8 protein-coding genes, 1 tRNA gene and 5 pseudogenes are annotated in these 10,737 nt (G+C 36.0%); 3 read left to right on the top strand and 11 right to left on the bottom strand.

Going from position 1 to position 10,737, the window contains the following annotated elements; genetic code table 11:
* Nucleotides 1–26: 26 nt before the first annotated feature.
* From ACFINL_RS08690 to ACFINL_RS08735, 10 genes and pseudogenes are all read right to left on the bottom strand, one after another.
* A pseudogene (locus tag ACFINL_RS08690) lies at nt 27–567 on the bottom strand (hypothetical protein).
* Nucleotides 568–609: 42 nt separating this feature from the next.
* Nucleotides 610–929: pseudogene (locus tag ACFINL_RS08695) on the bottom strand (hypothetical protein).
* A 167-nt stretch (nt 930–1,096) separates the two neighbouring features.
* Nucleotides 1,097–1,428 (bottom strand): annotated as a pseudogene (locus tag ACFINL_RS08700) (type II toxin-antitoxin system PemK/MazF family toxin).
* Entirely contained in the window at nt 1,428–1,646 is a 219-nt protein-coding gene (locus tag ACFINL_RS08705; RefSeq protein ID WP_375613730.1) for an antitoxin, read from the bottom strand. Before ACFINL_RS08705 ends, ACFINL_RS08700 begins: the two are co-directional and overlap by 1 nt.
* Before the next feature lie 233 nt (nt 1,647–1,879).
* A pseudogene (locus tag ACFINL_RS08710) lies at nt 1,880–2,226 on the bottom strand (hypothetical protein).
* A gap of 276 nt (nt 2,227–2,502) precedes the next feature.
* Nucleotides 2,503–2,691, bottom strand: coding sequence for a hypothetical protein (locus tag ACFINL_RS08715; protein ID WP_375613729.1), 189 nt, complete (start codon nt 2,689–2,691; stop codon nt 2,503–2,505).
* A gap of 4 nt (nt 2,692–2,695) precedes the next feature.
* Complete coding sequence (locus ACFINL_RS08720; RefSeq protein ID WP_375651405.1) at nt 2,696–3,109, bottom strand: hypothetical protein; 414 nt, start codon at nt 3,107–3,109, stop codon at nt 2,696–2,698.
* 256 nt (nt 3,110–3,365) lie between these two features.
* Entirely contained in the window at nt 3,366–3,611 is a 246-nt protein-coding gene (locus ACFINL_RS08725) for a hypothetical protein (protein WP_375640990.1), read from the bottom strand.
* A gap of 198 nt (nt 3,612–3,809) precedes the next feature.
* Nucleotides 3,810–4,124, bottom strand: a pseudogene (locus ACFINL_RS08730) (hypothetical protein).
* Nucleotides 4,125–4,651: 527 nt separating this feature from the next.
* Nucleotides 4,652–4,737 (bottom strand) — tRNA-Leu (locus ACFINL_RS08735).
* A 146-nt stretch (nt 4,738–4,883) separates the two neighbouring features.
* Here ACFINL_RS08735 and ilvA point away from each other — a divergent pair.
* The 3 genes from ilvA to ACFINL_RS08750 all read left to right on the top strand — a co-directional run bounded on the left by ilvA (nt 4,884) and on the right by ACFINL_RS08750 (nt 8,400).
* Nucleotides 4,884–6,161, top strand: coding sequence for a threonine ammonia-lyase IlvA (gene ilvA, locus ACFINL_RS08740; protein ID WP_375612449.1), 1,278 nt, complete (start codon nt 4,884–4,886; stop codon nt 6,159–6,161).
* A gap of 35 nt (nt 6,162–6,196) precedes the next feature.
* Complete coding sequence (locus tag ACFINL_RS08745; protein ID WP_375612454.1) at nt 6,197–6,727, top strand: hypothetical protein; 531 nt, start codon at nt 6,197–6,199, stop codon at nt 6,725–6,727.
* 290 nt (nt 6,728–7,017) lie between these two features.
* Nucleotides 7,018–8,400, top strand: a complete 1,383-nt coding sequence (locus ACFINL_RS08750) for a DEAD/DEAH box helicase (RefSeq protein ID WP_375612448.1) — start codon at nt 7,018–7,020, stop codon at nt 8,398–8,400.
* Between the two features lie 1,459 nt (nt 8,401–9,859).
* Here ACFINL_RS08750 and ACFINL_RS08755 read toward each other — a convergent pair.
* On the bottom strand, nt 9,860–10,737 hold an 878-nt coding region (locus ACFINL_RS08755; RefSeq protein ID WP_375651406.1), incomplete at its 5' end, for a tyrosine-type recombinase/integrase.

Here is a 10,737-nt window from a genome sequence, read left to right on the forward strand (position 1 = left end):
ATATAGATAAAGCTTGAGAACATGATCTAGCCTTTCTTGTTGGCAGCATATTCTTGACGTTTAAGTTGTCTCTGTATATTTTTGGTTAATCTTTCATTGGCATATTGTGCAATAGCACTTGTAATCTCTGGCTTTGACATCACCCTAGCAATTGAGGGTTCCTCTTGTTTTGCAATGGGGAATTGATCTCCATCCGCTCTTTGAAAAACATTACCCTTCATCTTTTTTAAATCAACACGCTTTGGAAAACTCCCATCCTTGATAAAAACATGGGCAAGATTTGTTTTTTTCCAAACAGTTGTGTAAGTCACGCCGCGTTTTGTTCTTTTGCTTTAAAAAATTTAAGAAGTATCGGTGTTCCAGAACCAATGATATCTGTCTCAAGAAACCTTGCTGTCGCCTTTTCTTTAATATAAATACCTTGCTTAACATGCTTTGATTGGGCAGATGTAACATCGGCAATTTGCTTTTCAGTAAAGCGTTCGACTGTTTTGCTGCGGTGTTTAGAGCATTACGCAAAGCCCAATTAAGGTGTGGTGCTTGAAGACTGGTGAAGGTATCCTTCACCTGTTGAAGATACCATTTTTGGTGGATGATTAACTTCAACGTCTAAGCCTTTTTGGGGGTAGGTGTTAATGACTTGGAAACTTTAGAAGCTTTTGGTTTTTCGGGTGGAATTTCTTCGGCTGCTGATTCAGTTGATGTTTGTGTGGCTTCTTGTTCTATTTGCTTAATTTGTTCAACTGTCTTTTCAGGTTTTGCTGTTGTTTTGACGTCAACAAAAGGTTTTGCAGCATTGGCGCGCTTGAGACGTGCGTAGACCTGATTAGAAACTTCAACAAATGGATTATTGGGGGTAATGGTTCAAAGCGAACAGCGCTTTTATTGTCTCCAACAACACACATTGACGTAGTGATGACAGCTTTCATTATGGCTCCTTTTGAGTCATAATTAATGACATCATTAGTCAAATATTGATTTTTATTCTGTGAAAAATTGATTAGCTGATTGTCAGCAGAAAAAAATCATGATCTTATGCTTTTTTACTTTTTACCTAAAGTTGGTGTTTTTAAACATTTAAAAGTGTAGAAAAAATTCAAGTAAGAAATGTTGATAACCTTGCTAAGACTTCATCCATAATTATATATGGAATAGTTTCCATTCTTTTTCCATTACGCGCTACTATATCTAAAGCACGCGGTTGGTCACAGCGTATCACACCTGTTGTATGCAGCCCTGTTCCCACCAATGAAACAGCAAAGCCTGCTATTCTAGCAAAATTTCCTCCACTCGTAATGGGCAAAACAATGGGTGTTTTTGTTAAACGATTAAACGCCTCCGGTGACACAATCAGTACAGGACGCGTTCCTTTTTCTCATAGACAGAGGTTGGGTCAAGCGATACAAACCAAATTTTACCTCGCTTCATTACAAGAGCTCTCTGCCAATAAGCTTAGCATCAAACCACTCTACATCTTTATCCGCAAAATCGTCCGAAGGATTACATTCGGCTAACAATTCTTCAAGAGTGTAATTTTGCGATATTTGTGGTTTTACAACCAATTGTCCATTATCAATAGCCAAACCCACTTGCATATTTTCAGTAAGATGAAGAACATCAAACAATGCAGGCGGTATAGAGAGCATAACGGATCCTCCAACTTTACGTAATTTTGTTGTGCATAAAACGCCCTCTCTAATATTATATAAAAATATAACATAAAGTCCATGATTCAATAGCTTTTAATGCTTTTGTGCAAATGTTTAAGAAGCGCATTTAGAGCAATACGCAATATACTCTGAATAAAGTCAATATTTTTTTAATTTCTGAAAAACATAAAAATATAAAAGTTATAATACCAAACAAGGCTCTTAGCTGCTTATCTGTAAACATATTTATTTCTTGCGGTTTTCGATAATTTTTTGATCTCTCTGTTGATCTTCGTCTATAAGAGGTTCGTAATTGAGAATGCTTTTCGGAATATCACCACCGTAAACCCATGCTTTTACTTGCGCTTTGGTACTAAAATCCGCATTTTTAGGTGTTTTGTAATACTGATCACCATCAAACTTTTTACACTCTTTTGTACCGTCTTCGTATTTGTAGAGGTTGTAAAAATACTCCTCTGTCCCATCCCCCATGGGACATACCCACTGCCGTTGCAACAAACCTCTTTCGCATGGGTTGTTTACGGTTTTTTAAGAATAGATGTTTTAAAATGAACATGCTTTAATCCTAATTTTACAAATTTGTCTATTTGCCTCAAATTTGACCGTACAGAGCGTTTTATAAGATAGGTTTTTTATCATAAAATCTTTAAATCACTCTGTACGGTGCCATTTTGTCGATTTAAATGCACATCCAATCACAAAACGATCAGCAATTTTCATTAGTTTGCTAATTTGCAGTGTTTTTCACTTGCTTTTCAACCAACGTGAGTGGTCTTGAATTCTCTCTCATTGCCTTTTCTTTCAGCCTTTTTTCACGGGTGTTCAAAACAGCCTAGTGTACAAGATTGGCTTTCGTCAAAAGACTATTTTTCAAATCACGACATAATCTTACTAACTCACGAGTGCTTGGAAAAAACGTATCCGATAAACCTTCTAACTCATCGCATAAAATCCGTTTAACCGTTTTTATGAGTGACCACGCAGAAACACTTTCCAAAACCATTCCATAGGTAAGCGCCATACCTTCATGATCTGTCTGTTGCGAAATTTTTAAACCACACCGAAAGCATCCGAATTGCCTTGGTTATGTCCTCTTTACTCACTTTTATTGAAAACAATTCGTGAAGTTGATCACACGCTTCTAAGGCAATCGCTTCCTGCTGTTGTGTCAATGCTTGCCACTTTTCAAAACTAAAGGAAACTCCAGAGTTATCATCTCGTGAATGTGTTTCAAAGTGACCTCGAGGCCCGATATCAAGGATACTGTCTGAGATGCGTTCATCTACACTTTTTTGCCTTTGAGAGTGATTTCCATAGTTTTTTCCGTTCTCTAAATCCTCGATAGCTTTTTGCACCCAGTTGCGCCACATTGCTTTCCAATCCGTTTTGCGTGCATCTTTGCCTGTTCTAGCTTTCCAAAAATCTCGAAATTTTGCCATTTCGGCTTTGATACGCTCTGGAGGCAATCCCTCTTCGATTGCGAAATCATAAACAGGTTCGAAATCATCAGGGGTACGACAGCCACTGTCATTTCTAACCCGTTTAGCTTTTTTCGTAATGTTCTCTTGCTCGTGAATGAAAGGTTGGTTTTCTACACCCGTTTCGATTTGCTCTGATGTGGTCTCAACAGCAGCAACCTATGTTGGTTCGTCAACCTGTTCGTTTGTTTCTAAATTTTCAGAAGCAGTTTTTTTGCTAAAATGATAGTTTTAGTTTATATATATTCTTATTCTGGTTCTTTATAGCTTGATTTTGCTTAGCGTTTGCTTCAGCAAAATCATTAAAATGTTTTTTATAGCGTTTTTTATTGTACACCTTTTTTCCAGCCTCACTATGAATTTGCGATATGTGCACTTTTTTATCAGTAAAATCTTTTAGCTCTTCTTCAATGCGCGTATTCGACAAACCATTATCTTTCTCAAGAAGTTTATCATTCTTCATGAGATATTCGACAATAGTTGCAAACTTTTTTGCGAGCAATTGCAAGCGCGGGCAAGCATTTCAAAATCTGTTTTAATTGGTGCTTTTTTGTCATACATGCGAATGAAAAGCGTTATATAAATGCCTCTTTGTTCTCATGTCATTCCATCTATCTCACTGTTCCAGTCATTCAAAAGGAATCTTATCCATGGCATTGCATTAGACATGCGCATTCCCTTCTTTAACTAAATATAAAATTGCTAAAGCATTTGCTTCGTTGTCATCTTTTGGATTGTATTCTTTTGCACACACCGTCTTAATCATCTCTTCTTGTGAGACATTGACTTTATCTGTTGTGATCTTCATTTTTGTAAGCCATTGCTGAAAACGCAAATAGCGCATACTATCGCCTTTAAAACGAAAAAATTCAAAATTGACAAGTGCCACTTGTTATACTGCTGTCTACACGAGAAATCGCCCAGCCTGTCTTAGATCTAGATCAAGGCAGAGAACGGTTTGTGTATTGATGATCATCTTCCTCCATGAAGGCTGTTGCGTATTTATATATGCGCTATGACAGAGCGTGTTGTGATTGCTTGTCTTGAAAAAATGGTCGTGAGAAAGTACTTGAAACTACTTTTGGGCCAATTTTTTACTGCCATTCGAGGAAAAATAATCTTAGAAGCAGTTGATTTTCGAATTAACTCTTCTTGTTTTTGAATCACATCTTTTTGTGCACGTATTATTTCAGCTTCTTTATCTATTATTTTGTCTTTTGCATCTATCTCTTTTCTGAGCTTTTGCGTCGTTTTACAAGAGTCATGAAGAGTATAAGCCAATCCCAAATTAGCAATATTGATTGCCTCTCCATCCTATAAAGACGAGGAGGAGGTCAAAGTGCTAAAAAGGTACCTCAAAAAGCAGCAATGATTCGTATTTTAGTACCACCGCGGTGCCGTCTTATAGCGTTATAATAAAGTTACGAAAGGTGGTTTAGAAGGTGCTTTAATTTTTTTTGATTTTTAATAAATCATTGGAAAATAAGAGAGATTAAGATAATCTGGTGCGGACGGCGGGACTTGAACCCGCAAGGTCTTCGACCGGCAGATTTTAAGTCTGCTATGTTTACCGTTTTCATCACGTCCGCGATGTGATTTCTCTCATAAGCTATATCTTTTATTGAATCAAGAATTAATGACAAAAGAAACATTTTTCATTTTTTAGTGAAATTTTGACTGACAATAGTTTCCTTTATCGATAGAAAAAGCTTTTATAATGTAAATAAAGTATGAAATGATTAGTGTTATGAGTCAATTTATTCAAGACGTCACAAAAGCTATGGTGGGATTGCATCACGTGTTTGCTGAAACACCACTTCAAAGAAATGATTTTCTTAGTCAAAAGTATGATGCAGAAATTTATTTAAAGCGTGAAGATTTAACACCGGTGCGGTCTTATAAGATTCGTGGTGCTTTCAATTTTGTTTCAGAAATGCTTAGCTGTATATCACCAGATTCTGCATTTGTTTGTGCTTCAGCGGGGAATCACGCGCAAGGGGTTTCTTTTGTTTGTCGTTATTTTAAACGTAAAGGCGTGATTTTCATGCCTATGACAACGCCACAACAAAAAATTGAAAAAACACGTATTTTTGGTAAAGAATTCATTGATATTCGTTTGGTTGGTGAAACATTTGATCAATGTTATGAAGCTGCGCAATCCTTTGTCGTAGAGAGCGGTGGTGTAATGGCTCCACCTTTCGATGATATTCGCATTATTACAGGGCAGGCAACAGTGCTTTGTGAAGCAGCTTTACAATGGAAAAAACTCAATGGAGAAAGTGAGCCAGATTTGATGATTGTGCCGGTAGGGGGTGGTGGTTTGGCAAGTGGAGTGAGCAAGTTTTTACATGAATATGGTTGGAAAACAAAGCTTCGTTTTGTTGAGCCGCAAAGAGCTGCAAGTTTGCTTGCTTGTTTGGAGAGTGGAAAACGCGTCAAGCTTGAAAGCATTGACACTTTTGTAGATGGTGCTGCTGTGGCTGAAATTGGTGCTCTAAACTATACAATTCTAAAGCAATTTCCCCCTGATTCTGTCATTACGGTTCCTGAAAACCGCGTTTGTTCTACGATGGTTGAAATGCTTAATGTTGAAGGTGTGGTTCTTGAACCGGCTGGTGCTTTATCGATTGATGCGCTTAACAGTATTCCTCCTCAAGAGTTAAAGGGGAAAAAAATTCTTCTCGTTATTTCAGGAGGTAATTTTGATTTTGAGCGTTTGCCAGAAATTAAAGAGCGTTCTTTACGTTTCCAAGGGTTGAGAAAATATTTTATTTTTAGTTTTCCGCAACATCCTGGTGCATTGCGTCATTTTCTTTCCACATTATCACCAGATGATGATATCGTACGTTTTGAATATCTTAAAAAGTCAGCGAGAAACTTTGGTTCTGTATTGGTTGCGATTGAAACAAAAAAATACGGTAATTTTTGTCTTTTAGAGGAAAAATTTCAAGCGTTAGGTTGGCGTTATCGTGATATTACTGATGATCAAACGTTATTTGATTTTGTTATTTGAGAAACTGAAATTTTACTAAAACAAGAAGTATAATGATGAGACCTATTTTTTATTCGGTGCTGAGTCTATTTTTCTTTTTGATTGTTAATCAACAGAGTTTAGCATCTCAGCCAACAATAGTACAAAAAGATGAACTTTCAAGAGTCGTTGTTGATGTCAATAATGCTATAAAAAATGGGGATTTTATGCCCATTTCTCGTTATATGCCTGAGCGGCTTTATAAAGAGATGGCACATCGATTGAATACAACAGAGAGTGCTTTACGTAGTGATTTTCTTCAACAGTTGCATAAGAAATTTGAGGGGGTGCCTTCTGGTGCTTATTATTTAGATAAAGAAAATATAGAGTATTTACAAACTGATAACGGTACTTTGTATGCTTTAATTCCAACAGTTCTTGAGATGAAAGATCGCATCATTCAATATAAAACTTTGGCGATTTTTGATAAAACACAATGGTATTTAATTTATGGCGGTCAAAAAACTTTACAAAATCCAGTTTTTCTCGAGATTTATCCTGATTTTATCAAGGTACATTTACCGATGGACACAATCATCAAAAAGTAAACGATCTAAATATTGTTTTTATTCATGATAAATGTATTTCGTAAAGTTCTTGCTTTTTTATCATAATCCAAAGATAATAGAGATGAAGGCATTTAGGCTGGTTTGTTGGCTTTTTGTAAAGTGAAGTTTATACGCCTTTATCTTGATTTCAAGGTGTTCATGAGTTGCGCAAGCCGCTTTTTAGGCGTTGCTTCATTTAAAATGTCAGGGATTTCTCTTGCGCGGATTCTTGAGTGGAGAGTTCAGATGGTTACTTCTTTTGAGTTCTTCAGCTAAGGAAAGATTTTATTTTGCCTATAAAAGAAGAAAATGTTTTTACAAAGTTAGGTTTGCCTACTCTTTTGATTAAAAATTTACTCATTGCTGGGATGAGTAAACCTAAACCTATACAAGAACAAGCTATTCCAGTTATGTTGAAAGGACACGATATTTTAGGTGTTGCTCAGACAGGTTCTGGAAAAACCTTGGCATTTAGTTTGCCTATTTTAAGTCAGATTTTGGCTTTAGGTGATAAACGCTGCCCTAAAACTGCACGCGCTTTGATTTTAGCTCCAACGCGTGAACTTGCTGTGCAGATTGATGAAACGATTCGCACTACGGCGAAAGGAGCACATCTTTCAACATGTCTTATTTTTGGGGGTGTATCACGTTTAAAACAAATTAAACGTATGGAAGCAGGTGTGGATGTTTTGATAGCGACTCCAGGGCGTTTGAGAGATCTTGTTCGTGAAAAGTGTGTTGATCTTTCCCAATCTCGTTTTTTGATTTTGGATGAAGCAGATCGTATGTTGGATATGGGTTTTATTCATGATGTTAAGCAAATTGCAAAGCTTTTGCATCAAGAGCGTCAGACAGCACTCTTTTCTGCAACAATGCCGAGGGAAATTGCTGTGCTTGCAAAATGTTTACTCAATGATCCGGTTAAAATTGAAGTTGTTCCTCAAGGTACTACGGCTGTAGAGATTTGCCAAAAATTATATTGTGTTCCTACGAATGAAAAAAAGAATGTTTTAAGTAAACTTTTGACAAATCCAGCTTTTGATTCGGTTATTGTTTTTACTCGAACTAAACATGGGGCAGATGCTGTCACACGTAGTTTAGAAAAGGTAGGATATTTAGTCGCAACAATTCATGGAAATAAATCACAAGGTGCTCGCCAGTCTGCTTTAAAAGCTTTTCGTGAAAGATCTGTGCAGATCCTAGTGGCAACAGATATTGCTGCACGCGGTATTGATATACCAGGGATAAGCCACGTTATTAATTACGACTTACCAGATGAAGCTGAAAGTTATGTACATCGTATTGGTCGTACAGGACGTAATGGCGCATCTGGTGTAGCACTTACGCTTTTTGATGAGAAGGTAGAAAGGTCCCGCCTGTGTGCTATAGAGCGCTTGATTCGTATGAAATTGGTGGCTGAGGCTGTTCCAGAACAATTTGCAGCGTTTCCAGAAAAGCCAATTGTACGAGAAAGTAAAGAAAAAGAAAACGATAAGGAACGCCGTTTTAAAAAATCTAAACGCCAAAAACAGTTTTTAGGTCGAAAAGATGATACCGCACAGTTGCAGCGGAAGAATTCTTCACCTCAAAATGAGAGGTATAAAAAAGCAAAAACAGTAGTAAAGCGTGCAAAGCCTCTTCGTTTTCGAAAATCAGTTAAGAGGGCTGCTTAGATAAAGTCTTGAAAAAAGATCATGTACTGGAGATTTTTTACTTTTGTTGATTTATTCTCAATTGAAAAGAGCTATAAAATACTCTTGTCAAAGTAAGAAGATCCTTTAGAGGTTTTCATTTTTTAGAAATGAAAACTTCTAACTTTTTGGATTTATTAAAAATCTTTATTGTAGAGGCAATTATTTATTTGCTTTATTCCTATTTTTTTAAATGGGAATAAAAGTAGATTTTATTTATATAAAACTATTTTTATAAAGGATGTGTTTTATCTTTAATGATAACTTTTAATTTTTAAAATTGATGTCTAATAATAACTCATTGTTTTATATATTGAATAATTCATTATATCGTATTTTTTTCATTTTGAAGTTATTTATGCGGATCAATCAAAAGTATTCGCTTGCACGTTATGTGTGAAGTTGTCATATAGATAATCATTTGAAAAATAAATAAAATAATTTTTATAAACTCTTTCCAAGGCAATGGGGATTGCTGAGATTGAGAGTTGGAAAATAGTACGATGGTATGGCTTTTATTATAAATAAAGATGGGGCTGATCAATCGATTTCATTTTATACCATTTACGGGGGTGTCATTGTGAAAGAGTCCTGGCGGATTTAAGAGATATCTCTTTAAAAAAGCATGTGACTGCATAATACAATAGCGAGAATGTCATGATTTCTGAAGGCTTTCCCAAGATTCTTAACAATTTAGCTCGTTATCTTGGTTTTTACTGTAAAACTATTATTTGGGGGATATAAAGCCTATAAGATTTTATGTATTAAATGTTTTATGACAGTGTGGTGAACAAGGCAAGGTTGTTTGTAAAGCGTTGAAGTGGTTAGCAGGAGAAATAACCTGTTAGATAAGACGTCGGAGTGTTTACAGACTTGTTTTATGTTTTTTTGCTTTTAGGATGGGGAGGAGGTTATGTGGGGTGTATGGAGATAATATATGACCTTGATTGTTGTTTCTTTCATTTTTCAAAATGATTGCTTCATGAGCAGGTTTTTAAGTTTAATTCCTTTATTGAGTACAAATCATTCTTTCTTTGGGAAAAAATATATGAGACCGATTCATTGCTGATGGAGCTTAATAATTCATCTCTGATGAAAGAAATCGTAATTTATAATGTGCAAATAATTGCAGTGTCCTCTTATAAAGGCGCGGTAGTTTGAAAAAAGTAATCTTATTTGTGCTATTTTAAAATGAATCAATCGCTTTTTGCGTTCATTGCAAAAAATACATCCCGTGTTTCTACTTTATTGCAAAAATCCTATTCCATTACTTTTATTAACGAATCCCTCATGTCTAAAAACTTTAGAAAAAACAATAAATTACGTAGAATAAAAGAAAAGTGGATCCCCAGGCCGTTCCAATTATTTTAAATAAAATAAATGGGTTATTACGATATGGGGGAAATTTATCATTATTGATTCTATTATGCTTTTTATAGCGTTATCCCTCATTTTTTTGTAGTTTTTTTATCGCCTCTATAGCTAACCTTTTACGATCTGCGCTCTTTGTGTAGAGAGATGCCATTTTATCTTCTGTCCATCCAAAAATTGCTTTGAGTTGTGATACTGTTGCACCAGAGTTAGCTGCGCGTGTTGCTGCTAATTTTCTTAAGCCATGTGCTGATTTTTTGATTCCCGCTACGTTACAAGCCTCACGAAAGAGGTTGCCAAAACTTTCTTTAACGAGCTTATTTCCATTTTTCCCGCAAATAAATGTTTCATTTCCAATAGGACCAATTTTAAGGGTTTCTGCTAATTCAGGCAAAATAGGCAGAAAGACATCTGTTTGGAATTTGCTTTTCTCTGTTTTGAGGTGAATGATATTATCTTTGACATCGTTCCAACCAATGCGGACCGCATCACCACGACGCAAACCCGTGTAAAGAAGGACATCAATCCAGACGCGTTCATGCGTTCCTAGAGCCCATTTTTTATAATATTTCTCAACATCTTCTTCTGTCCAAACAGCAAATCCATCTTTGTTGTTGTAAGCTGGTCTTTTTACTCCTACTGTTGGATTGTTTTCTAAAAGCTCTTGATCAATTGCCCAATTAAAAAGTCCATTAAGGGCTTTTAGAAAATTGTGAGCAGCTGTTGGTTTTTCTTTGCGGCGTTCAACACCCGCTGTAATATGTGATTTCTTTATTTCTCTGTATGGAATGTTTCCTATAGCATCACATACCTCCATAAGGATAAGTTCTCTTTGTCTTTTCGTAGCTTTAGCAAGGCTATGCCAATGAACGCTGTTAAAGTATTGTTTAAGCAGCCATGCAAATGAACCTTCAACAAGTTTACCGGTTTTTGATTTAGGAAGTATAA

Origin of the sequence: Bartonella sp. AA78NXGY (genome assembly GCF_042197005.1) — a bacterium.
GTDB lineage: Bacteria > Pseudomonadota > Alphaproteobacteria > Rhizobiales > Rhizobiaceae > Bartonella.